This window comes from Phycisphaera sp., assembly GCA_025916675.1.
In the GTDB taxonomy this organism is placed as follows: domain Bacteria; phylum Planctomycetota; class Phycisphaerae; order Phycisphaerales; family UBA1924; genus JAHCJI01.
The window spans coordinates 2,041,405-2,063,890 of record CP098402.1 but is presented as its reverse complement, the minus strand read 5'-3'; the positions used below and the strand labels follow the sequence as shown (position 1 = coordinate 2,063,890).

Below are 22,486 nucleotides of genomic sequence, written 5' to 3'. Positions count from 1 at the left end.
TACTGGTCAACTGGGACCCGGTGTTGCCCTCACATGGGCCGCATTGGCGATCGGCTCGGCCACCGCGAGGGAGGCGAGCGGGGTCCCAGTCCGGACGCGATTCTGGATTGCCTCATTCAACTCTATGACGCGCTCTCTCGAAACTTTGGCACCGACCCCATCCTGTTCGACGGCACGCAGCGTTTGGTGGGCCAGGGCCGCGTTGAAGGTGTTGAATGCCACGATGCCAGGGTGTGCGGAGGCGCGTTCGAGAGTTTCGACGTACGCCGCGGCGGTCTCCAGGTCTTCGCGGGCCAGGGCAATGAGCTCGTTGCGATCGACGCACTTCGGTAGATAGCACCGGCCGGCGTGGAGATCGTCGTCAGCATCTCGGATGATGTTGACGAGTTGCAGGCCCTCGCCGAACGCCGCGGAACTGTTCTTCAGCGGTGCGCGTACGGCTGCGAGTTCTGGCTGGTAAGCGACGAACAGTGCCGAGCACATCTCTCCGACGATGCCCGCCACGATGTAGCAGTACCCTCGGAGATCATCAACCCCCGCTTCCGACAGATCACGGTCGAGGAATCGGGCCATGCCTCGGGCCGTTCTCGACAGGTGTTCGGCGATGATCTTCTGGTGGGCAGCGTCGAGACGACCATACTCGTCAAGCACCACACGGGTGTTGCTCAGAAGGGTGGCGTAGCCGCTGTCCTGGATGGGGGGCTGGTCGCTGAGCAGGTCGCCGATTGTCTCGGACAAGACATCGCTCGATGCCGCGAAGCGATCGGCGATTGCTCCGAGTGCCAAGGCACGCTCCTGGGTTGATCCCCGGAACTCATCCTCGACGGTGTCGGCGATTCGGAAGAGCAGATACGCCACGGTAACCGATCGCTGCAACTCCGCCGGCAGGAACGGGATCGACAGGGCGAACGTCCGGCTTGTTTGTCCAAGGAGTTCGTTGATGGGTTTCATACCGCAGTCTCCGCCAACGCTCGTTCGGTGGCCCGCCGTCCAGGCTGGGACCGGACACCGAGATCCTTGAGCACGAGATTCGAGGTAATCTGGGCCGAGAGGAAGATCACGGGCAGGCCCGAGCCCGGATGGGTGCCGCCGCCGACGAGCCAGGCTCCATCGGCGAACGGGACGCGATGCTGCGGTCGCTTGTGGAGCATCTGGTCGAGAGAGTGGGAGAGATTGAACGTGGCGCCGAAGTTGATGTTGTGGCTCGCCCAATCATCGGGTGTCAGGGTGCGTTCTTCGTGGATTCGATCGGTGAGATCGACGCCGAGCAGCGTACGCATGCGTTCGAGGAGCCGACCACGGCAGACAGGAGCCTCGGCCTTCCAATCAATCGCGGCTCGCGTGTTTGGTGTTGGCATAAGTATATAGAGCGAGCTATGGCCAGCCGGTGCGAGCGTCGGATCGGTGACGCTGGGGTTGCATACGTAGAAACTCGGGTCTTGGGTCAGTGACCCGCCGGTCCCTTCGCGGCGGCCGATGTCTTCCAGGTTGCCCCTGTAGTCCGGTGCCGTGCGGATGGTGTGGTGTGGAAGGTCGACGCTGCCCTCGACGCCCAGGTACATCATGTATGTCGAACACGAGTACTTCTTGCGGTCGAGCGAGGCATCGGTCGTCTTGCCGCGGATCGACTCGGGGAAGAGGTTCTTGAGAGCCCATGTCGCGTCAGCGTTGATCACCGCATGGTCGTAGTGCACGACGCGATCACCCAAGTCGAGGCCGGTGACGCGGCCGCGCTCGACGCGAACGCCGTCGACGGGCGTGTTGGTGCGGATGGTGCCGCCGAGTTCCGTGAAAACCTGCGCCAGGGCTTTCATGAGCGCGTGGCACCCACCGATGGGGTGCCAGACGCCGTACTCGTACTCGATGAAGGGCAGGATGGTGAACAGGCTGGGGCAGTCGTACGGGCTCATGCCCAGGTACTTGCTCTGGAAGCCGACGGCGATCTTGGATGCGGGGTGCTTGAAGTACTTCGAACTCAGCGAATCGACGGTCTCGGTTGGCTTCAAGACCGGCAAGACCCGGGCGGCGTCGGCCCGGATGAGGTCCCGGAACGAGCGGATTGGGCGGCGGAGGATCGGCTCGGCGGCGTTCAGCTTTCGGCGGTTGTGAACAACAAACGACTCGAAGGCCAGGCCGTCGTCCGGATGGAGGACGCCAAGTTGGGCCGCCATGCGCCCGGTGTCCTGCGTGGCGTCGATCGTGATGTCTGGGCCATCCTGCTGCCCGATCAAGAGCCGGTACATCGGATCGAGACGCCGCAGGTCAACGTAGTCGTTTAAATCTTTGCCGACGGCAGTGAAAATCTCCTGCAAGACGTACGGCATCAAGAAGAAAGTTGGGCCGAGGTCGAACGCGAAGTCGCCTGTCGTGACGCGTCCGGTGCGTCCGCCAATGTCGGGCTGGGACTCGTAGATCGTGACATCCAGGCCCTGCCCCGCGAGCAGGACGGCTGTGGCCAGACCGCCGGGGCCGGCACCAATGACGGCGATCTTTGGTGTTTTCATCGTTTAAGGTCCCTAGCGCTCAATCGTACGCTGCTCTCTTCGAGAGCGATTCTTTAAGTCTCGGCCACTAGAATCTGCCCGCTCGTGAACCACGACAGCTTCGAGAAGACGCCGTCACGATATGACATCGCCTGGATTCGGCGATGGAGGCGATCCATTGTCGGGGAAGTACCAAGACTCGTTCGGGAGTGTACGGAAGAACTCGACCGTCCAGGCTTCGAAGTCCTCATGTCGGACATCGTACCGCTGCTGGACGCCTGCGTGTGGCATGAGAGGCGGACAAAGCGCATCTTGAGAACCAAGCGTATCGGCCACGGTGGGGTCTGGCGTTTCGGACAACGCGTGACCGTCCGAAGGGCACCGCTCGGTCATGTCGCGATCATCGCAACCTGGAATTATCCGTATCAGCTCCTGGGCATCCAGCTTGTGCAGGCGATCGCCGCGGGAAACAACGTGACCGTCAAGCCCAGCGAGCGATCCCCTCGCTGCCAGCTCGCGCTGCTCGAACTCGCTCGGGATGCGGGGCTCGACGCGTCGCGGCTCGACTGGACCGACGCCACCCGCGAAGCGGGACGGGAAATGCTGGAGCGGGGCACGTTCGACCACGTTGTCTTTACCGGGTCGACGGCCATCGGGCGCGACATCGCCGGAGCGCTGGCCGGCTCGCTGACGCCAAGCACGCTGGAGCTCTCGGGCTCGGATTCGGCGATCGTGCTCGGCGATGCAGACGCCGGGCTTGCCGCCGACTCGATCTACTTCGCGTTGGCGCTCAACTCGGGACAGAGCTGCATGGCACCGAGGCGGGTGATCGTCGAGGATGGGGCGTACAAACAGTTCATCGACGCATTCACAAAGAAGTTCGAACAGCAGGCCCGGTGCCGGCTTGTTCGTGGCTCCGAAGCCCAGCATTGCAGATCGCTCGTCGAGCAGGGGCGAGCGATGGGGGCCGGGGTCGTTTCCAGCGACCTGGATTCAAGCACTGGATTCGCACCGACGGCGATCCTGGATTGTCCGGCCGATGCCGATGTTGCTTCGAGCGACCATTTTGGGCCCGCGATCGCGGTGCTGCGATCGGGGAGCCGTTCCGAGACGCTCTCGCTTGCCGGGCTCTCGAACAAGGCCCTGGCAACGTCGATCTTTACCAATTCACCGGCCGAAGCGCAGACAATCGCCCGGGAGATCGGCTCGGGATTTATCACGATCAACGATTGCATGGTCCCGACGGCCCACCCCGGTGCCAGCCTGGCGGGCCGGGGGCCCAGCGGCTGGGGGGTCTCCAGGGGAGAGCTAGGGTTGCTGGCAATGACAAGGCCCCAGTTCGTCTCTAAGACGAGCCGGAAGCTACGACTCCCCACCGAGGAGCCGAGCCAGCGGGTGCAGCGGAACATCGAGCGATTCGTGCGTTGGCGGTATAGCAGGTGAGTCGCAGGAGCGTGCCCATGGAAGGCGGGAGTAGTCCAAAACATGTGGTCGTTGTTGGTGGCGGGCTCGCGGGCCTTGCGGCAGCGGTCGAGCTCCGTGGGCGGGGTACGCAGGTCACCCTCGTCGAAGCCAACGACCACCTCGGCGGCAAGATGAACGTGCTCACCGAGAAGGGCTATACCTTCGACATGGGGCCCACGATCCTGACCCTGCCCGAGGTCCTCTGCGGCATCATCCGGCGCGCGGAGCGGCGGGTGCCCGACCTGATCGACCTCGTCCGCCTCGACCCGCAGTGGCGTTGCTTCTTCGAGGACGGGATCAGCATTGATTTATGCGAGAGCGTTGATGCCATGGCGCGCGAGCTCGAGGCCAAGGTCCCCGGAACTGGTGCCGGAGCCGGTTGGCGGAAGCTGATCGAGTACAGCCGCCGGATGAACCGGCTCAGCCGCAACGTGTTCTTCTACAAGGACGTCGGCGGCATCCGTGACGTGATGCGACAGTCGCCCGCGATGGACAAGCAGGTCATGGGCGACGCCCTGGCGATGCGGCTGCACTCGACGGTGGCCGCCACGATCCAGAAGCACCTGCGCGAGCCGCACGCGAGGCAGATCGCCGAGCACTTCTTGCAATATGTCGGGTCGAGCCCGTTCCTGGCACCGGCCATCCTCACGATGATCGCCTCGGCCCAGGTGGATCAGGGCTGCTGGTACGCCATGGGCGGCACGCGCAAGGTTGCGCAAACACTCGAACGGCTTGCGACGGATCTTGGTGTCGAGGTTCTTGTCGGGGTGTCCGTCGAGGAGATCCTCACCGAGGGTGGGCGAGCCACCGGCATCCGGCTGGCCGACGGAAGGACCATCGCGGCCGACGCCGTGGTCTCGAACTGCGACGTGCAGCGGACCTATCGCGACCTCATCAAGACCGACCAAGCCCGGAATGTGCAACACCAGATCGCTCGCACGCACACGCCCGCGTGCAGCGGCGTCGTGCTGTACCTTGGCCTCGACCGCCAGTACGAGCACCTCGCACACCACAACTTCCTCTTCAGCAAGGACTCCCACGAGGAGTTTGACGATATCTACACGCGGGGCGTGCCGGCCCGCGACCCGACGCTGTACATCGCCGCGCCATCGCGGACCGACCCCGACCAGGCCCCGCCCGGGGGCGAAGCGCTCTACATCCTCATCCACACTCCCTATCTGCGTCCGGGCCACGAGTGGAACGAGCCGGGCGGGATGCTCGAGCACTACCGGCCCGTGGTCATGGACAAACTGGCCCGCTTCCAGATGGAGGACATCCAGGAGCACATCGTCGTCGAACGCTCGCTCACTCCGACCGGCATCGAACGGATGTACAACGCCGAGGGTGGGGCGATCTACGGCCTGGCCTCGCACGGCCGGCTCGCGGGCGGGTTCAAGCCCCGCAATTCGTCGAAGATCCCGGGCTTGTTCCTGGCCGGCGGCAGCACCAACCCCGGGCCGGGTGTCCCCATGGTGCTGATGAGCGGCGTGACGGCGGCGAAGTCAGCAGCCGAGTTTCTTGGTTTGCCCGCGACCGACATCGAGGGCACGAGCCACGGGCCCACACCCGAAGAGGTCGCGGCACCGACGCCGGCCATGGCATGACCGCTCCCATCGCCCCAGCTCGTGCGTCGCCGCGCTTCGTGCGATTCTTCGGGAGCTACGCGTGCCGAATGTTGCGCAAGCGATTCGCAAGTGTCCATCTACAGCAAGAGAGCGAACGAGTGCTGCGCGATGCCGCCGCGCATCATGGCCCGCTGGTGGTCGCGTTCAACCACCCCAGCTGGTGGGATCCGATCATCGGCGTCGCCATCAAGCACATCTACATGCCCGACCGCCCGGCGATCGCGCCCATCGAGATGGCGATGTTCGATCGATTCCGGTTCATGCGAAAGCTCGGCATGTTCGGGATCGATACCGAGCACCCAGAGGCCTCCCAGGCCATGGTGCAGTACGTGCGCGAGTGCTACGAGCAAGACCCTCGCACCGCGCTCTTCATGACGCCCCAGGGCGGGTTCGCCGATGTCCGGACGCCCATCGTCGTACGCCCCGGCGCGGGCGCCGTCGCGTCGGGCATGGACGATGTCCGCGTGCTGGCGATCCTCTCGGAACTCGTGTTTTGGGAGGACAAGCGCCCCGAGCTCTTGCTGTTGGCTCGGGCGTGTTCCCAGCCCGCACGGCCAACCACCGCGGGCTGGACGCGAGCCATTCGCGACGGCATGCAGGGCGGTGCCGATCGTCTGGCGGAACTCGCGATCGCTCGCAGCGCCGAACCGTTCGTGCCCATCCTGGCGAGGAGCGGATCGGACGTGAACCCGGCCTATGACCTGTGGCAACGGCTACGGGGCCGGCGATCGCACGTTACGCCAAAGCAACGCGGGGCGCACCCATGACCGTGCTCGTGTGGTACCTGGCCTTGTGCGTTCTGGTCTCGCTGTTCACGTTCGCGCTGACCCTGCGCAACCTGCGGGCGTTCGGCCCGCCACCGGCAGCGGATGGCTCGGATGAAGCGCTCGTCAGCGTCTGCATTCCGTGCCGGAACGAGGCGCATAACGTCGAGGCGGTCGTCGAGTCCGTGCTCGCATCGCACCACGGGGCGCTCGAGGTGCTTGTCTACGACGACGACTCGACGGACGGCACCGGCGAGATCCTGGCCCGGCTTGTCGAGCGTTACGATCGCCTGAACGTTGTAGAGTCGCAGACGCTGCCGCCGGGATGGGTGGGCAAGCAGCACGCCTGCCACCGCTTGTCGCAGGTTGCCCGGGGCGAGTGGATGCTGTTCATCGATGCGGACGTGCGGCTCGAGCCCGACGCGATCGGCAGGGCTCTCGCGTTCGCCCGAACGTCGCAATCGTCGCTGGTGTCCACGTTCCCCCGCCAGATCACCGGCACGCTGGGCGAGGCGTTGGTCGTCCCGATGATGTTCTTCCTGCTGATCGGGTATCTGCCCTTCTCACGGATGCGCCGCACGCGCTCGCCGTCGGCCAGCGCCGCTTGTGGCCAGTTCCTGATGATCGAACGAGCCGCGTACGAGGCCTCCGGCGGGCATGCGGCGATCAAAGATTCCATGCACGACGGGGTCAAGCTCCCCCGCCTGTGTCGCAAGGCGGGATATGGGACTGATCTGTTCGATGGCACCCAATTGTGCCACGTTCGGATGTACGCGGGTTTCGCCCAGACCTGGCACGGGTTTGCGAAGAACGCGTTCGAGGGCCTCGGCTCACTCGGGCTGCTCACATTCTTGACAACGCTGCACGTGATGATCCACGTCGTGCCGTGGGTTGCCTTGCCATTGATCCTCATCACGGGTGGATCGGCTTTGGCGGTCACGCTTGCTGCTGGAGCCATCGTGCTGCAGGTAGCGCAGCGGCTCGTGCTTACTCGTCGATTCGATCACGCACCAGGCCTTGCGATGTTGCATCCGATCTCGGTCTGGATGCTTACGTTGATCCAGTGGCATTCTTATGTGCTGCACCGGGCGTCTGGACGGACTTGGAAGGGGCGCACGTTGTCGCAACCTGTTGAAGAGCAAGTCGTCCTCGTCGACGCCGACGATCGCGAACTAGGAACGATGGACAAGCAGGCCGCCCATCTCGACGGGGGCAGGCTCCATCGCGCGTTTTCCGTTTTTGTCTTCGATGACCAGGGCAGGGTCCTGCTGCAGAAGCGAGCGTCGGGGAAGTATCACTTCGGCGGGCTGTGGACCAATACCTGTTGCAGCCATCCAAGGCCCGGGGAAGCGCCCGTCGATGGAGCACGCCGGCGGCTGTACGAGGAGATGGGCATCAACATCCCGCTCGAGCCGCAGGGCTGGTTCGTGTACAAGGCACACGATGAGGCTAGCGGCCTGACCGAGCACGAACTCGATCACGTGTTTGTTGGGCATTTTTCGGGGGAGCCTGCTCTTAACGAGGATGAGGCCGAAGACTGGCGCTGGATCGAGCTATCTGAACTGCGTGAGTCGCTCGAACGTCAGCCAGGCCTGTATACGCCCTGGCTCCCGCTCGCGTTGGCACGAGTGTTCGAGGGCGGCGACTCGCTCACTCGTCTTCAATCATCTCTTGGGCCAGCACGCTGACACGCTTCTCGTTGTGCGCCGGGATGCCGAACACCCTGACGAGTTCGCGGCCCTCCTCGGCCACGACCCCGACACCATTGCGATTGATCGCGAACCAGGCTCGCTGGGTGAGCACGATGCGCGCGGGCCCGATGGCGAACGAGAGTTCTGACTCGACCACGAACGCCTCGTAGAGCCCCGCGGGCACCTCGACGAGCTGAATTCCGATGCCCCTGATGGTCGAAGTGCCCTCGCCCGATCCCGAGCTGAACAGATTGCCCTCAGATTGCACCCGGATCGGGCGGACAAACTCTTCTCCAGCGCTGAGCATGGCTGGCAGGAAGAGTGCTCTGGGCTCGAAGGTGCTCTCGATGTTGTTGGCCAGGTTCGAATCGATTAGCAGATCGCCGGTCTCGTCCAGGACGAGCACGGAGCGACCGGACGCCGCGGAGGTGGAACCGGTGGCCAGCACGATGGTCAGCGAGCCGTCCGCCGCGGGCGTGATCGATCGGAGCACCGTCTCTGGTTCATCGGATCCCGACGTGAACCTGAGAAAGCGGTCCGTCCGCGCACGATCGACCAAGAGCTGGCCCGCGTGCAGCGATCCAGACTCGTCCAACTCGCCAACCCTCAGCCCGCTGTCACGAGTGGTGAGTCTGATCGGGGAGCCTGTTTGGATCTCGTAGTACGCGATCGCTCGGTTGCGGCACGCGTGGATCGTGAGCGAAGTGCCGATCAAGGCAGCGCAGAATAGGAATCGTGCCGTTGTCCTACGGGGCCTTCGTAGCATTCGTGTCCTCGGGGCAATCACAATGTATCAAAGAGCAACTGTGCGATCGGGCGATGATCCCCGCCGGACCACCTACTAGTCCGCAGCCAGTCCACCCACGATGGCCCATTCAGTCGTCGAAGAGCGCGATGTCGTCGCGGCCCGGCCGCGGGGCGGTGGTTACCCCGACATGGTCCGCGCCCGCTTCGGTGAGCTCGCGTCCACGCCGGTGCCTGGCCACGAAACCTAATTTCAGGAGGAAGGGCTCGACCATATCCTCGAGCGTGCCCGAGTCCTCGTTCATGGTTGCCGCGAGGGCTTCGAGGCCGACGGGCCCGCCGCCGTAGGTCGTGCCGATGGTCCGCAGGTAGGTCCGATCGAGCTCGTCGAGGCCGAATGAGTCAACCCCCTCGAGGGCGAGCGCCTCGTCCACCGTGCCCGCCGTCGCGCGGCCGTCCGAACGCACCGACGAGAAGTCTCGAACGCGCCGCAGCAAACGGTTGGCGATACGCGGCGTGCCCCGGCTGCGTTTAGCGATGGCGTCGATGGCCGGTGCCTCGATCGCGAGTTCCAGCAGCCCGGCGCTGCGTTCCACGATCGAGGCCAGCTCGGCAACCTCGTAGAACCGAAGGTGGTGGATGAGCCCGAAGCGGCTGCGCAGCGGCGCGCTGAGCAGGCCCGCCCGCGTCGTGGCCCCAATGAGCGTGAACGGCTTGCACTTGATCTGCACGGTTCGAGCGTTCAGCCCCGCGTCGAGCGTCACGTCCACGCGGAAGTCTTCCATGGCGGGGTAGACGAACTCCTCGACCGCCGCCGGCGTGCGGTGGATCTCGTCGATGAACAGCACGTCACCCGCTTCGAGCCGCGTGAGCGCCGCGACCAGGTCGGTCCCACGTGAGAGCGCCGGCCCGCTGGTGACGTGCACCTTCGTGCCCATCTCGGCGGCGATGACGTGGGCCAGCGTCGTCTTCCCCAGGCCCGGCGGCCCGTGCAGCAGGACGTGATCCAGGGCCTCGCCGCGCCCCCGGGCGGCCTGCACCGCGATGGCCAGCCGCTCGAGCGTGTCGCGCTGGCCCACGTACTCGGCCAGCCGCTGCGGGCGTAAGGCCCAGCCGGCGTGCTCTTCGGCGGTGTCGGTAGCGGTGGGGGCGATCACCCGATCCAGGGCCATGGGGCGGTTCCTTCCGTAGAAGTTATAGGTTCGTTCGGAAGGCTGCGCTCACCTGGCGCTGGTGGGCAGGCCCTTTCGCCGCCACAGGTCGAGCAGATCGGCTCTCGTCGTGTGCGTCCATCGCGAATCGTCTCCCCGCTCGCTGCCCAGGAAATCGCCCTTGGCGTCGAAGAGCGAGATTGATTTGGCCTCATCGCCCAATTCCGTGCTCAGTTGCCAGGACGCCCGCCCCTGCTTGGCCTCGAGTTCGAATTGGCGGTACCGCACGTTGGTGTCGCCGCCCGCGTAGGCGTACACGCCGTACGCCGCCTCAGCTCCTCGGCCGATCAGCAACTGCGGCAGCAGGTAGAACTCCACCTGGTTGAGGTATCCGCGCGGCGGTACGGCCGGCTTGAGCGTGTTGGACGTGCTGCCCCTCCGGGCGATGTTCATCACCTTCCCGTCTCGCACGCCGAACTCGGTATTGACCACTGGCGGCTGGTCGCCCTGGCGGAAGGTCGTCGAGGCCGTCCACGCTTCGTGCAGGCGATCCGGTGTCATGAAGCAGATGATCCTGGTGTCGATCAGCGTCCACTGGTCGCGTCGCCATCGCTGGATCATGCGGCCATCCAGGCGCACGAGGTAGCCCTCGGCGTGGTCCTCCTCGCTCCAGCTTTCCTGGCTGCGTTCGGGGTCGATCTCGCCCCGCTGGCCCTTCCACGCTCGGATCCACCGGTACCCGCGCTCGGTGTCGTCCATCGTCAGCCCCGTGCCCGCCGGCTCGCTCAGCCGATCCCACCGGTCGTTCGCCTGGGCGAGGGCCCGCTCATAATCGGTCGCCGTCAGCGTCTCGAGCATCGCCTCGGTGGTTTCGATGGCAAAAGCCCGGGCAGCGGCGACCTTGGTGTTTCCAGAAAACTGGGCGCTGGCCAGCACCGAGAGGTACGCCAAGCGGGCTTCCCGCTCGTCCTCGGGCTCACAAAACAGGTCGAATCTCACCATCTGTCCCGCACCGGCGTCCACCAGCGTGTACATGCGGATGCGTTCGCGATCATCCTCGGGATACGCCACGTAGAACCGCGATGCCGGCCGTCCGGCCACGACCAGGCCGGTCTCACGCAGCAATACGCGGGCTCGGCTCTCGATGGCCTCGGTCCCGGCCCGATCGTCGCGGTAGCTGCCGAGCAGGTTTTCGAGGATCCGGTCGGTCAGGTGATCAACGGGCAGCTTGCCGCCCACCTGGGTCTGCACGTCGATGGCTTGCTGCTGGGGCGCCTGGATCATCATGAACCAGTGCCCGAGCATCGGGCTGATCTCTAAGGTCGGGACATCCCCACGATCGGCCCGGAAGCCGTTCGATTCTTCGGGGATCTGGACTTCCAGGCCCACCGGAGCGAGGACCAGCGGCTCCTCGGCCATGACCACGCTCGAGGCACCGCTGCCCTGGGCCCGAGCGGCATCGGCAGCCCCCAGCACCGCCCCGAGGGACAGTGCGGCGGCGGCAAAGGGAACAATCGCGGGAGTTTTCGTGGGCTTCATGTACCCCTCCGTGGGTCGATCTTGTGGGTCAATGTGCGAGCCGTAAGACAGGATAGGTCGGCGGCCCGGTTGTCCCGATCTTCACATTCCTTGCGTCCGGCGGTTGACGGGGGTTCGGATCGATCTATCCTTCTCTCCGCGCTTGTGGCGGGGGCTGCGGCCCCCAGGGCGTGGGTCAGTACCGGCCGGGCTCACCGGGCGGTTGACGCAGAACTTGGCAGGTCAGGAGGTTGGCGGGCCCATGCAAGGTGGTCGCATTCGAATTCGGATGGAAGCGTATGACCACATCGCCCTCGATGCTTCGGCTCGAGAGATCGTGGACCACGCCAAGCGGACCAACGCCCGAGTGGCCGGTCCGGTCCCTCTGCCGACGCGGATCGAGCGGTACACGGTCCTCCGTGGACCGTTCATCGACAAGAAGAGCCGCGAGCAGTTCGAGATCCGCACGCACAAGCGGATCATCGATATCCACGAGCCCAACGCCCGCACCGTCGAGGCGTTGAACCGGCTGGTGGTGCCCGCGGGCGTGTTCGTAAAGATCAAGGCCTGACCGCCCCTCTACTCGCTAGATAGACGGCGTCAGCACAACAGGAACGATTCGCTTCCTCTGGCCCGGGCAACCCCCGAGAGCCACGAAGCAAGGTGGAACAGAGCATGGCAGGCGGAAACGACAAACTGGGACTCATCGGTCGCAAGATCGGCATGACCCGCGTCTACCAGGACGGCGTATCGATCCCCGTGACGGCGATCGAGGTCGCTCCGGCGGTGGTCACCCAGGTCCGCTCGCCCGAGCGTGACGGCTACTCGGCCGTCCAGATCGGCGGCGAGGACGCCCGCCCGCGCCGCTCCACCTTCCAGATCATGGGCCACGACGCCAAGGCGGGCACGGGCCCCAAAGCCGTCCACGTCGAGTATCGCATGGACGAGGCCGAGGCGGGCGAGTTCGAGCTGGGCCAGACCCTCTCGGTCGAGCATTTCCAGAACGTCAAGTACGTTGACGTCGCAGGCACCAGCAAGGGCAAGGGCTTCGCCGGTACCATGAAGCGGCACAACTTCAAGGGCCTGCGCGCCACCCACGGCGTGGAGCGCAAGCACCGTTCGCCCGGTTCGATCGGCGGTCACGCGAACAACGCGGGTAAGGCCGGTCGGATCAAGAAGGGCAAGAAGATGAACGGCCAGATGGGCAACGTGCGCGTCACCGTTCGCAATCTCGATGTTGTTCGGGTCGAGCCGGAGCGTAACCTCCTGCTGGTCAAGGGCCCCGTGCCCGGGGCCAACGGCGGCGTGGTTCACATCCGCCCCTCGATCCGTTTGCGGCCCACCAAGGCCGCCGCCCAGAAGGCCGCTGGCTGACCGGGTAACGCAGTATGTAGGACGCCCTCTCGTCGAACAGTTCGGCGGTGGGGCGGCCCGGAGGGTCGCTCAGGCGAAACCACCGGGTCAGGACAAACAGGTTTGGGGTCCCTGCTTCTTCGGCGGGATCCCAGGAACAGACAGCCGAGTCTGATCCGAGTCCGCTCCCGCCAGGCGCGTCGCCTGGTGGGGAACAGATCCGAGAGGGTCTGAGCCCGATAGGGGCGGTCCGGTGCGGCAGGCGACCCGACAAGGTCGCACAGGCGTCAGGAGCGAGCACGATGGATGTGCCGGTCTACAACATGAAGGGCGATTCGGTCGGCTCGATGTCGATCGACGAGGCCATTCTCGGCGGGTCGCTGAACCCGCAACTGATCAAGCAGGCCTACGTCTGCTACCACGCCAATCTGCGCCAGGGCAGCGCCCGGACCAAGGGCCGCGGCGAGATCCACGGCTCAACCCGCAAGATCTACAAGCAGAAGGGCACCGGCCGCGCCCGCCACGGCAACAATAAGGCCCCCCAGTTCCGCAAGGGCGGCCATGCCCACGAGAAGCGTCGCACCCGCGTCGACTACCACATGTCGATGCCCAAGAAGATGCGTCGCAAGGCGAACCTCAACGCCCTGCTGGCCAAGCTCATCGACAACGAGGTCAAGATTGTCGACAGCGTCAAGTTCGACAAGCCCTCGACCAAGGGCATGAACAGCCTGCTGAGCGCCCTTGGCATCAACCGCACGGTGCTGCTGGCCCTCCCCGAGGGTGCCGTTGACGCCCGGCTGAGCGCCCGCAACATCGACGACATCAGCTTGTGCCGAAGCGATCAGCTCACGGCCTGGAACCTGCTCAACAACCGCTTTGTCATCATCGAGAAGGCCGAACTGGAGGCCTTCCTGGCCGGCCCGCACACGCAGACCGGCAAGGACGCCAAGACCGAACCGCGTGGCCGCCAGGCCGCAACTACCGACGGGGAGGCCGCCTGATGCACCCGAGCACCGTCATCAAGAAGCCCATCGTCACCGAGCGCAGCACGGCGACCATGGCCGACGACAACCGCTACACCTTCCTGGTCGACCGCCGGGCCGACAAGACGTCCATCAAGCACGCCGTCGAGACGCTCTACGGCGTCAGCGTGCTGGCGGTCACCACACAGCTGCGCAAGAGCCGCGAGCGTCGGCTGAAGTACGGCTACGTCCAGGCCCCACCGACCAAGAAGGCCATCGTGCGCCTGGCCGAGGGCCAGACCATCGACCTGTTCTGATTCGGGCGAGATTGATTCGGGTAAGCAAGATAGTTTCGAGCGAGTTTCTTCACGGGATTTGAGTCGCAGAGCTTCGGAGATTCATCAATGGCCATCCGCGTCTACAAACCAACCTCGCCCGGGCGTCGCAACGCCTCGGTCAACCTCCACGTCGAGGTCGACAAGAAGCGCCCCGAGAAGGCCCTGCTGAGCCCCTTGAACAAGAAGGGCGGCCGCAACCACACGGGCGTGATCACGGTGCGGGGTCGTGGCGGCGGCGCGAAGCGCATGTACCGCCAGATCGACTTCCGCCGCAAAGACCGCGACGGCATCGAGGGCAAGGTCATCGGCATCGAGTACGATCCCAACCGCTCGAGCCACATCGCCTTGGTCGAATACACCGACGGCGTCAAACGCTACGTCATCTGCCCCAAAGGCCTGAAGACGGGCATGACCGTCCTGACCTCGAGCGATTCGGCCATCGAGCCCAACGTGGGCAACTGCATGCCGCTGCGGTTCATCCCCTCGGGCATGGAAGTCCATTGCATCGAGCTGGCCGTGGGTAAGGGTGCCCAGATCTGCCGCTCGGCAGGGTCGTACGCCCGCCTGACCAACCGCGAGGGCAAGTACGCCACGCTGGTCCTGCCCTCGGGCGAGACCCGCCGCGTGAGCCTGGACTGCCGCGCCGTGGTGGGGGCCGTGGGCAACAGCGACCACCAGCGTCGCCGCCTGGGCAAGGCCGGCCTGACGCGCCACCTCGGCCGCCGGCCGATCACCCGCGGTGTGGCCAAGAGCCACCACGCCCACCCGCTGGGTGGTGGTGAGGGACGCAGTAAGGGCAACCGCACGCCGGTGAGCCCCAGCGGTGTGGACGCCAAGGGCGGCGGCACCCGCAACAAGAAGCAGTACAGCACCCAGCTGATCATCCGTCGCCGCCGCAGCAAGCGGTACGGGCAGCTGGCCAAATGATTCGAGTGATTCGCGGTGTCGCAAGCACGAGCAGGAGCGTGAAGCATGGGTCGTAGCCTCAAGAAGGGTCCGTACGTCGACGAGAAGCTGTACACGAAGGTGATGAAGCAGCAGGAGTCGGGCGAGCGCGAGCCCATCAAGACCTGGGCCCGCCGGTGCACGATCGTGCCCGAGTTCGTGGGCCACACGTTCCAGGTGCATAACGGCCGTGCATTCTTGGAGGTGTTCGTGACCGAGGACATGGTGGGCCACAAGCTCGGCGAGTTCTCGATGACGCGGACCTTCCGGGGTCACACGAACAAGAAGGAAGGCATCAAGTCGGGCAAGTAAGCCCAGCCTGAGCCAGAAGCAGGAATCAGACTCGTTTTGTCAGTGACAGGGATTCGGGAACGGACGACTTCGGAGATCTATCGGTGAGACTGCGTAGCGACCAACTCAAGAAGTTTGCCGACGAGGCCGGCGCCAAGGTCGAGGACCTGGCCGAGGCCGTCCGTCCGCTTGGCCTGCCCGGTGACAAAGCCGAGAGCGCGGTGCGCAACTGGCTGGCGGGGCGTCCGAGGCCCACGTGCAAGGCCGCCCACATCCAGGCCCTGGCCCGGGTGGTGAATGCCGAGCCGCGCGACATTGCCCGGTTCGTCAGCGAGGTGCGGTTCCACCGAGGCAGCACGCAGAAGGCGCGGCTGGTGGCCGACCTCATCCGCGGCAAGACCGTGGACGAGGCGCTCAACCTGCTGAACTTCAGCCAGAAGCGTGCCTCGGACAACATGTCCAAGGCCCTCAACGCGGCCATCGCCGACGCCGAGCTGGCCGACGCGGACGTCACCGAGTTGTTCGTGGTCGAGAGCCGCGTGGACGAGGGCCCGCACATCAAGCGGTTCCGCCCCAAGGATCGTGGCCGGGCCCATCCGATCATCAAGCAGACCAGCCACATCACCGTGGGTGTCCAGGAGCGAGCGTAATGGGACAAAAGATCCACCCCTTCGGCTTCCGATTGGGAGTCACCGAAGCCCACCGCAGCCGGTGGTACGCCCCCAAGGCCATCTACGGCGAATTGCTCGTTGAGGATCAGAAGATCCGCGAGTACCTCGACAAGCGCCTGAACCGCAACCCGGGCCGCCCCCACGCGGCGGTGGCCAGCGTCGAGATCGAGCGCACCCGCGAGGAGCTGGTCGTGCTCATCCGCACGGCCCGCCCGGGCGTGGTCATCGGCCCCAAGGGTGCCGAGGTCGAGCGCATGACCGAAGAGCTGATGCTCATGACCGGCCGCAAGGTGTCGATCAAGATCCTCGAGATCAAGAACCCCGACATGAGCGCCCAGTTGGTGGCCGCTAACGTGGCCGAGCAGCTCAGTCGTCGCTCCAGCTTCCGCCGCGTCGTGAAGATGCGTGCCGAGGGCGTGATGCAGAACGGCGCCAAGGGCGTGAAGATCCAGATCTCGGGCCGCCTGGGTGGTGCCGAGATGAGCCGCCGCCTGGACGTCCGCCTGGGCGCATTGCCCCTGTCGACGCTGCAGGCCAACATCGACTACGGCTTCGAGGAGGCCCGCACGACCGCGGGTCGCCTGGGCGTGAAGGTGTGGATCTACAAGGGCGAGTACGAGGCCCAGGACGAAGAGACGACCTCGAAGGCCGCCGGCGCACGCGTCGCCAGCCGGGGACGCAGGTAAGCGAGATCAGGAATCCGGCGCTTCCCTCCGTTGGGAAGGCCGTCAGGAAGGGTTTGAACGATGCCACCGTATAAGATCCCAAAGCGAGTGAAGTTCCGCAAGGAGTTCCGCCGCGTTCGCGATCGCAAGGCGACCAAGGGCAACTACGTGGCCTTCGGCGACTTTGGGCTGCAGGCTCTGGAAGGCTGCTGGCTCAAGAGCAACCAGATCGAGGCGGGGCGCATCGCGTCGACGCACTATCTCAAGCGTCAGGGCAAGCTGTTCATCCGCGTGTTTCCCGACAAGCCGGTGAGCAAGAAGCCCCTCGAGCAGCGCATGGGTAAGGGCAAGGCCGACGTGGATTACTGGGCGGCGCGGGTTCGCCCGGGCACCATGATCTACGAGCTGGCCGGCGTGCCCGAAGAGATGGCTCGCGAGGCGATGAAGCGCATGGCCATGAAGATGCCCATCCGCTGCCGATTCGTTAAGCGCCGGACAACGGTGGGTTAAAAGGGGCTTTCAAAGAAAGCACCACGGAACGAACAGTGGCCCGCCAGTGGGTGGGTGTTGGAGAAGGCGATATGACCGGCGAAGAAGTTCGCAAGCTCGACAACAACGAGATCCAGGCGGAACTCGTCCGCCTGCGCAAGCACCTGTTCCAGTTGCGCGTGCAGGCCTCCACCGAGAAGGTCGAGGACAACAGCGAGTTCTCCAAGACCCGCAAGGACATCGCCCGCCTGATGACCGAGCGGTCGTCCAGGCAGATCGCCAGGCAGGCCGGCTGAACGCCACGGGATTCCAGAGTCCGGTACGGACACACCGTCACAGAAGAGAACGAAAGCGTATGAGCGACAACACCGCCACCACGACACAGAGCACCACCGGTCAGAAGGCCAAGGGCGCCCGCACGGGCGAGGTGGCCACGGCCGACCGCGACAAGACCATCAAGGTCGTCGTGAGCTACGTGGCCAAGCACCCCAAGTACGGCAAGTACGTCCGCCGCCGCACGGTGCTCCACGCCCACGACGAGGGCAACCAGGCCCAGGTGGGCGACCGCGTCGAGGTGGTGCCGTGCAAGCCCATGAGCAAGACCAAGTCATGGACGCTGTCGCGGGTCCTCGAGAAGCACCAGGGCGACTGAGCCCGAACCGATCGGTCAGGGTCTGGCCTCGAACGCCCGACCGTCAAGAAGAAGTCTCGCACGCCCGTTCGTCACAGGGCACGTAGGAAGTAGCAAGCCATGCTTCAGCAAGAATCACGATGCGAAGTCGCGGACAACTCGGGGGCGAAGATCGCCTACGTCATCCGCGTCTACGGCAAGACCAGCGCGAGCGGTAACAACACCCGCCCCTGGGCCGGCGTGGGCGACCGCGTGCTGATCTCGGTCAAGAAGGCCCTGCCCGGTGCCGACATCAAGCCGGGGGACATGTCCAAGGCCGTGGTTGTGCGGACCGCCCGGAACACGCGCCGCGCCGATGGCTCGTACGTGAAGTTTGACAGCAACGCCGTGGTGCTGCTGAACGCCGACGGCAACCCCCGCGGCACGCGCATCTTTGGCCCTGTTGCCCGCGAGCTTCGCGAGAAGAACTACATGAAGATCGTTTCGCTCGCTCCGGAGGTGGTGTGATGGCCGCGCATATTCGCAAGGGTGATAACGTGATGGTGACCGCCGGCGACCACAAGGGCCGCACGGGCGAGGTGATGCGTATCGATGTCGCCAAGGATCGGGTCTACATCAAGGGCCTGAACCTGCGGACTCGCAACGTCAAGCCCACGCGCGTCAACCCCCAGGGCGGCCGCGTGACCAAGGAAGCCCCGTTCCACATGTCCAACGTCAGCCCCGTGGCCGACGGCAAGCCCACCCGCGTGCGGTTCACCGTGGGCGACGACGGCAAGAAGCAACGCATCGCGGTGCGGGGCGGCAAGGTCCTGGCCGTCGAGGCCCGGCGCAAGGGCGGAGAGTCGGCGAGCAAGGACACCCTCTGAGATCCAGATGGGTGCCCCGATGGGAAGCAGCACGGCGGCCTCAAACCGCACGGTTCGTTGGAAGGATTTGACCGATGGCTAAGAACAAGCCCGACAAAGACGATCCCGCCATCCAGGCGGCCGCCGCGAAGCGCGAGGGACCCCAACGACTGCGCCAGCAGTACATGGACCAGGCGCGCCCCGAGGTGACCAAGCAGTTCGGCGTGGCCAACCCCATGGCCATGCCGGTGCTCGATCGCATCGTGCTGAACGTGAACATGGGACGCTTCCTGGACGGCCCCAAGCTGCCGCCCAACATCCGCGCCACGGTCATCGACACGCTCACCCAGATCACCGGCCAGAAGCCCGTCGTGGTCAAGGCCAAGAAGAGCGTCTCGAACTTCAAGGTCCGCGAGGGCATGGAGACCGCGGCGATGGTCACCCTGCGGGGCGACCGGATGTGGGACTTCCTGGACCGGTTCATCAACCTAGCCACCCCCCGTATCAAGGACTTTCGCGGCCTCTCGGAGACCTCGTTCGACAAGGCGGGCAACTACTCGCTGGGCCTCAACGAGCAGGGCGTGTTCCCCGAGATCAACATGGCCAACGTGAACTTCACGCACGGCATGAACATCAACTTCGTCTTCCGCAACTCCGACAAGGCCAAGAGCCGAGCCGTGCTGGAGAGCCTGGGCATGCCGTTCCGCAAGCCCACGCCCCCCAAGAAGAAGGCGAGCTGAGAGAAGAAATACCAAGATGGCCGCCGGGCCGTCGGGAGTGAATCAGAAGTATGGCAACCAAGGCACAGGTCGCAAAGAGCAATAAGACACCCAAGTTCTCGACTCGGAAGGTTCGCCGTTGCGAGCTCACGGGCCGGTCTCGCGGGGTGTACCGCAAGTTTCGCATCAGCCGCATCATGCTGAGGAAGCTGGCCCACGAGGGCAAGATCCCCGGCATGCGCAAGGCCAGTTGGTGAATCGAGTCCAGAACGCAGGCTGATACGCCGCAGCAGACGGCGAGCAGGGAAGAAGGCTCGGGCCCAACGGCCCGGCAGGAGGTCATCGGAAACGATGTCAGTGAACGATCCGATCTCGGACATGCTCACGCGAATCCGCAATGGGTTGCGCAATCGCTCCCGTCGTGTGGACTGCCTGAACAGTAAGGTGTGCCGCGGTGTCGCCCAGGTCCTCCAGGACGAGGGCTACGTCGAAGGCTTCGAAGTCGTCGAGGATGGCCGCCAGGGCCTGCTCCGCGTGTCGTTGCGATACGGCGCCGCCGGCGAGCCCCTGATCGCCTCGCTCACCCGGGTGAGCAAGCCGGGCCGCCGCGTCTACAGCAGCGTCGAGAAGCTGCCCCGACCGCTGCAGGGCATGGGCATCGCCGTGGTGTCCACGAGCCGTGGCGTCATGAGCGATCGCAAGTGCCGCAACGAGCGCGTGGGCGGCGAATTGCTGGCGGTGGTGCAGTAAGAAGGCAAGTGCCAACGGCGGCCAGACGGCTGGCCGACCGAGGAGGTTGATTCGAAATGTCACGCATCGGCAAGAAGCCCATTTCCGTGCCCAAGGGCGTCAAGGTTGGCGTCAGCGGCCAGACCGTGCGCGTCGAGGGCTCCAAGGGCACGCTCTCCCATGACGTCCACCCCATGGTGAGCATCGCGTGGGATGAGGACGCCCAGACGCTGTCCTTCGCCGTGCCCGAGGGCAAGGAGGGCGACCGCCAGGCCAAGAGCCTCTGGGGCACCTCCCGCTCGATCGTCGAGAACAACATCGTGGGTGTCACCACCGGCTACACCAAGGTGCTCGAGGTCAACGGCGTGGGCTACACCGCCGCGGTCGAGGGCAACCGCCTGAAGCTGATCGTGGGCTTTGCCAACCCGATCTTCAAGGACATCCCCCAGGGCGTGGACGTGAAGGTCGAGAAGCAGAGCGTCACGGTCTCGGGCCACGACAAGCAGGCCGTGGGCCAGTTTGCCGCCGAGGTTCGCGCCGTTCGCAAGCCCGAGCCGTACAATGGCAAGGGCATCAAGTACAGCGACGAGACGATCATCCGCAAGGAGGGCAAGACCGCCGGCGCGTGATGCCGGCTGGTTCGTCTCCCGTGGGCCCTTTTTGGGCTCGAAAGTTGTCCCGGTTCTCTTTGAGGTTCTGACGCAATGGACAGGCAGAAAGCCAAGCAAACCCGCCGGACCCGCCGTCGCACCGGCATCCGCAAGCGTGTCTCGGGCACGGGCACCGTCCCACGCCTGTGCATCTATCGCTCGCTGCGGCACGTCTACGCCCAGGTGGTCAACGACCTGGACGGTACGACGCTGTGCGCCGCCTCGACGATGGACAAGGGCTACAGCGGCGACGGCACCGGGAACACCGAGGCCGCCAAGTCCGTTGGCAAGCTCATCGCCGAGCGGGCCAAGGCCAAGGGCATCGAGAAGGTGGTCTTCGACCGTGGCGGCTTCCGCTACCACGGCCGGGTCCGGGCGCTAGCCGACGCGGCTCGCGAGGGCGGATTGAAATTCTGACGCAATCCGGGCCGGCCCGCTCAAGGCCGACCCGCAGTTTTGGAAACGAGGGCTCTGAATGCCTGAGATGATCGACGAATCCGGACAGATCGAATCGACCACGGTCAACATCTATCGCACCGCCGCGACGGTGAAGGGTGGCCGCCGCTTCAGCTTTGGAGCGCTCGTGGTCGTGGGCGATCGCCAGGGCAAGGTGGGCTACGGCTACGCCAAGAGCACCGAGGTGCCGGTGGCCATCGAGAAGGCCCAGCGCAAGGCCCGCCGCGGCATGGTGAGCGTCAAGCGGCTGGGCACCACCGTGCCCCACGAGGTCGAGAGCAAGTTCTCGGCTTCCAAGATCCGCCTGATCCCCGCCACGCCGGGTACGGGCATCGTCGCGGGCGCCACCGTCCGCGCCGTGCTCGAGATGGCCGGCTACAACGATTGCATCACCAAGAGCCTGGGCTCGAGCAACAAGCTCAACGTGGTCAAGGCGACCATCGACGGCCTGGCCCGGCTGCGTCTGGTCTCCGACGTGGCCGAACGCCGCGGCGTGGAACTCGACGATTCGGTGATCGAGCAGCGTATCGAGCGTGCCCGCTCGCTCACCGGTGCGGGCATCGGCACGTCTTCGGAGACGGCCGAGGCCGCCACCGAAGGCGACCAGGACAACAGCAACTGATTGATCTCGAAGGGCCGACGCCACGGGCGGGCCACGGAGTATTGCAGCCATGATGATTCACGAGATCACCGCCCAAGCCGGACGCTACAAGCAGCGCAAGCGCGTCGGTCGCGGCCCCGCCAGCGGCGGCAAGCGCGCCGGTCGCGGCCAGAAGGGTGCCGGCAGCCGTCGCGGCCACTCGACCCTCCACCAGTTCGAGGGCGGGCAGATGCCCATGTTCCGCACGATGCCCAAGTTCGGCTTCACGAACGTCAAGTTCAAGACGCTGTTCTGGATCGTCAACATCAAGGACATCGTCGAGCACGAGGACTTCAAGAACGGCGGCACCGTCGACGCCGAGGCCCTCATCAAGGCCGGCCTCATCCGCGACACCAGTCGGGACGTCAAGATCCTGGGCAACGTGCCCGAGGGCGGCCTGAAGACCGAGCTCACGTTCAACGTCAGCCGAGTCAGCGGGCAGGCCCGCAAGCTGATCGAGGACGCTGGAGGCAGCGTGACCGAGACCGGCACACGCCGCGATCGCGTCCGTGGCATCGATCGCAACAGCGACGACAAGACCCCCAAGAACCTCACGAAGAAGCTGCGTCGCCCGAATCTCGAGCGTCGCCAGGCGGCGAACAGCAAGAAGAAGTAACGCCTCGGGCCGTCCCCTCTGGCCGGCCGCGCGGCCGGCTTCGGAC

The 22,486-nt window shown here is 65.2% G+C and carries 28 protein-coding genes and 1 pseudogene; 24 read left to right on the top strand and 5 right to left on the bottom strand.

What is annotated here, in order from left to right:
* Positions 1-6: 6 nt before the first annotated feature.
* Both NCW75_08900 and crtI (NCW75_08895) read right to left on the bottom strand, forming a co-directional pair.
* Positions 7-951, bottom strand: coding sequence for a squalene/phytoene synthase family protein (locus NCW75_08900; GenBank protein UYV11419.1), 945 nt, complete (start codon positions 949-951; stop codon positions 7-9).
* Positions 948-2,492 (bottom strand): annotated as a pseudogene (gene crtI, locus NCW75_08895) (phytoene desaturase family protein). The gene NCW75_08900 and the pseudogene crtI (NCW75_08895) overlap by 4 nt, the downstream one beginning before the upstream one ends.
* Before the next feature lie 240 nt (positions 2,493-2,732).
* Here crtI (NCW75_08895) and NCW75_08890 point away from each other — a divergent pair.
* The 4 genes from NCW75_08890 (at position 2,733) to idi (ending at position 8,024) form a co-directional block, all read left to right on the top strand.
* Positions 2,733-3,926, top strand: a complete 1,194-nt coding sequence (locus NCW75_08890; GenBank protein UYV11418.1) for an aldehyde dehydrogenase family protein — start codon at positions 2,733-2,735, stop codon at positions 3,924-3,926.
* Between the two features lie 17 nt (positions 3,927-3,943).
* On the top strand, positions 3,944-5,551 hold the full coding sequence (gene crtI / locus NCW75_08885) for a phytoene desaturase family protein (GenBank protein ID UYV11417.1): 1,608 nt from the start codon (positions 3,944-3,946) through the stop codon (positions 5,549-5,551).
* A gap of 119 nt (positions 5,552-5,670) precedes the next feature.
* A complete protein-coding gene (locus NCW75_08880) occupies positions 5,671-6,339 on the top strand; it encodes a hypothetical protein (GenBank protein ID UYV11416.1) in 669 nt (222 codons plus the stop codon).
* Positions 6,336-8,024 carry an isopentenyl-diphosphate Delta-isomerase gene (gene idi, locus NCW75_08875; protein ID UYV11415.1) on the top strand — a complete coding sequence of 563 codons (1,689 nt, stop codon included), beginning with the start codon at positions 6,336-6,338 and terminating at the stop codon, positions 8,022-8,024. The genes NCW75_08880 and idi overlap by 4 nt, the downstream gene beginning before the upstream one ends.
* On the opposite strand, the gene NCW75_08870 is transcribed toward idi, so the two are convergent.
* The 3 genes from NCW75_08870 to NCW75_08860 form a co-directional block, all read right to left on the bottom strand.
* Complete coding sequence (locus NCW75_08870) at positions 7,987-8,742, bottom strand: hypothetical protein (protein ID UYV11414.1); 756 nt, start codon at positions 8,740-8,742, stop codon at positions 7,987-7,989. The genes idi and NCW75_08870 overlap by 38 nt on opposite strands.
* Before the next feature lie 160 nt (positions 8,743-8,902).
* Positions 8,903-9,943: a Holliday junction branch migration DNA helicase RuvB gene (gene ruvB, locus NCW75_08865; protein UYV11413.1), complete on the bottom strand. Its 1,041-nt coding sequence runs from the start codon at positions 9,941-9,943 to the stop codon at positions 8,903-8,905.
* A 48-nt stretch (positions 9,944-9,991) separates the two neighbouring features.
* Entirely contained in the window at positions 9,992-11,461 is a 1,470-nt protein-coding gene (locus NCW75_08860) for a hypothetical protein (GenBank protein ID UYV11412.1), read from the bottom strand.
* Positions 11,462-11,702: 241 nt separating this feature from the next.
* Here NCW75_08860 and rpsJ point away from each other — a divergent pair, with 241 nt between their 5' ends.
* The 20 genes from rpsJ (at position 11,703) to rplO (ending at position 22,440) form a co-directional block, all read left to right on the top strand.
* A complete protein-coding gene (rpsJ, locus tag NCW75_08855) occupies positions 11,703-12,011 on the top strand; it encodes a 30S ribosomal protein S10 (GenBank protein UYV11411.1) in 309 nt (102 codons plus the stop codon).
* A 104-nt stretch (positions 12,012-12,115) separates the two neighbouring features.
* The gene (gene rplC / locus NCW75_08850; protein ID UYV11410.1) at positions 12,116-12,814 is read left to right on the top strand and encodes a 50S ribosomal protein L3; all 699 of its coding nucleotides are present in this window, start codon (positions 12,116-12,118) and stop codon (positions 12,812-12,814) included.
* 281 nt (positions 12,815-13,095) lie between these two features.
* Entirely contained in the window at positions 13,096-13,794 is a 699-nt protein-coding gene (gene rplD, locus NCW75_08845; GenBank protein UYV11409.1) for a 50S ribosomal protein L4, read from the top strand.
* Positions 13,794-14,072 carry a 50S ribosomal protein L23 gene (gene rplW, locus NCW75_08840; GenBank protein UYV11408.1) on the top strand — a complete coding sequence of 93 codons (279 nt, stop codon included), beginning with the start codon at positions 13,794-13,796 and terminating at the stop codon, positions 14,070-14,072. Before rplD ends, rplW begins: the two co-directional genes overlap by 1 nt.
* A gap of 87 nt (positions 14,073-14,159) precedes the next feature.
* Positions 14,160-15,020, top strand: coding sequence for a 50S ribosomal protein L2 (rplB, locus tag NCW75_08835; protein UYV11407.1), 861 nt, complete (start codon positions 14,160-14,162; stop codon positions 15,018-15,020).
* A 45-nt stretch (positions 15,021-15,065) separates the two neighbouring features.
* Complete coding sequence (gene rpsS / locus NCW75_08830) at positions 15,066-15,350, top strand: 30S ribosomal protein S19 (protein UYV11406.1); 285 nt, start codon at positions 15,066-15,068, stop codon at positions 15,348-15,350.
* A 293-nt stretch (positions 15,351-15,643) separates the two neighbouring features.
* Positions 15,644-15,979: a 50S ribosomal protein L22 gene (rplV, locus tag NCW75_08825; protein UYV14187.1), complete on the top strand. Its 336-nt coding sequence runs from the start codon at positions 15,644-15,646 to the stop codon at positions 15,977-15,979.
* The gene (gene rpsC, locus NCW75_08820) at positions 15,979-16,686 is read left to right on the top strand and encodes a 30S ribosomal protein S3 (GenBank protein ID UYV11405.1); all 708 of its coding nucleotides are present in this window, start codon (positions 15,979-15,981) and stop codon (positions 16,684-16,686) included. The genes rplV and rpsC overlap by 1 nt, the downstream gene beginning before the upstream one ends.
* Positions 16,687-16,746: 60 nt before the next feature.
* Entirely contained in the window at positions 16,747-17,175 is a 429-nt protein-coding gene (rplP, locus tag NCW75_08815; protein UYV11404.1) for a 50S ribosomal protein L16, read from the top strand.
* Between the two features lie 71 nt (positions 17,176-17,246).
* A complete protein-coding gene (rpmC, locus tag NCW75_08810; GenBank protein ID UYV11403.1) occupies positions 17,247-17,450 on the top strand; it encodes a 50S ribosomal protein L29 in 204 nt (67 codons plus the stop codon).
* A gap of 59 nt (positions 17,451-17,509) precedes the next feature.
* Entirely contained in the window at positions 17,510-17,806 is a 297-nt protein-coding gene (gene rpsQ / locus NCW75_08805; GenBank protein UYV11402.1) for a 30S ribosomal protein S17, read from the top strand.
* Positions 17,807-17,905: 99 nt separating this feature from the next.
* Entirely contained in the window at positions 17,906-18,292 is a 387-nt protein-coding gene (gene rplN / locus NCW75_08800; GenBank protein UYV11401.1) for a 50S ribosomal protein L14, read from the top strand.
* Positions 18,292-18,651, top strand: coding sequence for a 50S ribosomal protein L24 (rplX, locus tag NCW75_08795; GenBank protein ID UYV11400.1), 360 nt, complete (start codon positions 18,292-18,294; stop codon positions 18,649-18,651). Before rplN ends, rplX begins: the two co-directional genes overlap by 1 nt.
* 74 nt (positions 18,652-18,725) lie before the next feature.
* Positions 18,726-19,370, top strand: a complete 645-nt coding sequence (rplE, locus tag NCW75_08790) for a 50S ribosomal protein L5 (protein UYV11399.1) — start codon at positions 18,726-18,728, stop codon at positions 19,368-19,370.
* A 50-nt stretch (positions 19,371-19,420) separates the two neighbouring features.
* Complete coding sequence (locus NCW75_08785) at positions 19,421-19,606, top strand: type Z 30S ribosomal protein S14 (protein ID UYV11398.1); 186 nt, start codon at positions 19,421-19,423, stop codon at positions 19,604-19,606.
* Between the two features lie 94 nt (positions 19,607-19,700).
* Entirely contained in the window at positions 19,701-20,099 is a 399-nt protein-coding gene (rpsH, locus tag NCW75_08780) for a 30S ribosomal protein S8 (GenBank protein ID UYV11397.1), read from the top strand.
* A gap of 56 nt (positions 20,100-20,155) precedes the next feature.
* On the top strand, positions 20,156-20,707 hold the full coding sequence (gene rplF / locus NCW75_08775; GenBank protein ID UYV11396.1) for a 50S ribosomal protein L6: 552 nt from the start codon (positions 20,156-20,158) through the stop codon (positions 20,705-20,707).
* Positions 20,708-20,782: 75 nt separating this feature from the next.
* Entirely contained in the window at positions 20,783-21,145 is a 363-nt protein-coding gene (gene rplR, locus NCW75_08770; GenBank protein UYV11395.1) for a 50S ribosomal protein L18, read from the top strand.
* 58 nt (positions 21,146-21,203) lie between these two features.
* Positions 21,204-21,806 (top strand): 30S ribosomal protein S5, encoded by a 603-nt coding sequence (rpsE, locus tag NCW75_08765; GenBank protein UYV11394.1) that lies wholly within the window; start codon positions 21,204-21,206, stop codon positions 21,804-21,806.
* Between the two features lie 49 nt (positions 21,807-21,855).
* Positions 21,856-22,440: a 50S ribosomal protein L15 gene (gene rplO, locus NCW75_08760; protein UYV11393.1), complete on the top strand. Its 585-nt coding sequence runs from the start codon at positions 21,856-21,858 to the stop codon at positions 22,438-22,440.
* The last annotated feature ends 46 nt before the right edge of the window (positions 22,441-22,486 follow it).

What these genes read in the sequence shown, in the direction of transcription:
- NCW75_08900 (UYV11419.1), bottom strand. Translation starts at nt 951, where the DNA reads ATGAAACCCATCAACGAACTCCTTGGACAAACAAGCCGGACGTTCGCC.
- NCW75_08890 (UYV11418.1), top strand. Translation starts at nt 2,733, where the DNA reads ATGTCGGACATCGTACCGCTGCTGGACGCCTGCGTGTGGCATGAGAGG.
- crtI (UYV11417.1), top strand. Translation starts at nt 3,944, where the DNA reads ATGGAAGGCGGGAGTAGTCCAAAACATGTGGTCGTTGTTGGTGGCGGG.
- idi (UYV11415.1), top strand. Translation starts at nt 6,336, where the DNA reads ATGACCGTGCTCGTGTGGTACCTGGCCTTGTGCGTTCTGGTCTCGCTG.
- ruvB (UYV11413.1), bottom strand. Translation starts at nt 9,943, where the DNA reads ATGGCCCTGGATCGGGTGATCGCCCCCACCGCTACCGACACCGCCGAA.
- NCW75_08860 (UYV11412.1), bottom strand. Translation starts at nt 11,461, where the DNA reads ATGAAGCCCACGAAAACTCCCGCGATTGTTCCCTTTGCCGCCGCCGCA.
- rpsJ (UYV11411.1), top strand. Translation starts at nt 11,703, where the DNA reads ATGCAAGGTGGTCGCATTCGAATTCGGATGGAAGCGTATGACCACATC.
- rplC (UYV11410.1), top strand. Translation starts at nt 12,116, where the DNA reads ATGGCAGGCGGAAACGACAAACTGGGACTCATCGGTCGCAAGATCGGC.
- rplD (UYV11409.1), top strand. Translation starts at nt 13,096, where the DNA reads ATGGATGTGCCGGTCTACAACATGAAGGGCGATTCGGTCGGCTCGATG.
- rplW (UYV11408.1), top strand. Translation starts at nt 13,794, where the DNA reads ATGCACCCGAGCACCGTCATCAAGAAGCCCATCGTCACCGAGCGCAGC.
- rplB (UYV11407.1), top strand. Translation starts at nt 14,160, where the DNA reads ATGGCCATCCGCGTCTACAAACCAACCTCGCCCGGGCGTCGCAACGCC.
- rpsS (UYV11406.1), top strand. Translation starts at nt 15,066, where the DNA reads ATGGGTCGTAGCCTCAAGAAGGGTCCGTACGTCGACGAGAAGCTGTAC.
- rpsC (UYV11405.1), top strand. Translation starts at nt 15,979, where the DNA reads ATGGGACAAAAGATCCACCCCTTCGGCTTCCGATTGGGAGTCACCGAA.
- rplP (UYV11404.1), top strand. Translation starts at nt 16,747, where the DNA reads ATGCCACCGTATAAGATCCCAAAGCGAGTGAAGTTCCGCAAGGAGTTC.
- rpmC (UYV11403.1), top strand. Translation starts at nt 17,247, where the DNA reads ATGACCGGCGAAGAAGTTCGCAAGCTCGACAACAACGAGATCCAGGCG.
- rpsQ (UYV11402.1), top strand. Translation starts at nt 17,510, where the DNA reads ATGAGCGACAACACCGCCACCACGACACAGAGCACCACCGGTCAGAAG.
- rplN (UYV11401.1), top strand. Translation starts at nt 17,906, where the DNA reads ATGCTTCAGCAAGAATCACGATGCGAAGTCGCGGACAACTCGGGGGCG.
- rplX (UYV11400.1), top strand. Translation starts at nt 18,292, where the DNA reads ATGGCCGCGCATATTCGCAAGGGTGATAACGTGATGGTGACCGCCGGC.
- rplE (UYV11399.1), top strand. Translation starts at nt 18,726, where the DNA reads ATGGCTAAGAACAAGCCCGACAAAGACGATCCCGCCATCCAGGCGGCC.
- NCW75_08785 (UYV11398.1), top strand. Translation starts at nt 19,421, where the DNA reads ATGGCAACCAAGGCACAGGTCGCAAAGAGCAATAAGACACCCAAGTTC.
- rpsH (UYV11397.1), top strand. Translation starts at nt 19,701, where the DNA reads ATGTCAGTGAACGATCCGATCTCGGACATGCTCACGCGAATCCGCAAT.
- rplF (UYV11396.1), top strand. Translation starts at nt 20,156, where the DNA reads ATGTCACGCATCGGCAAGAAGCCCATTTCCGTGCCCAAGGGCGTCAAG.
- rplR (UYV11395.1), top strand. Translation starts at nt 20,783, where the DNA reads ATGGACAGGCAGAAAGCCAAGCAAACCCGCCGGACCCGCCGTCGCACC.
- rpsE (UYV11394.1), top strand. Translation starts at nt 21,204, where the DNA reads ATGCCTGAGATGATCGACGAATCCGGACAGATCGAATCGACCACGGTC.
- rplO (UYV11393.1), top strand. Translation starts at nt 21,856, where the DNA reads ATGATGATTCACGAGATCACCGCCCAAGCCGGACGCTACAAGCAGCGC.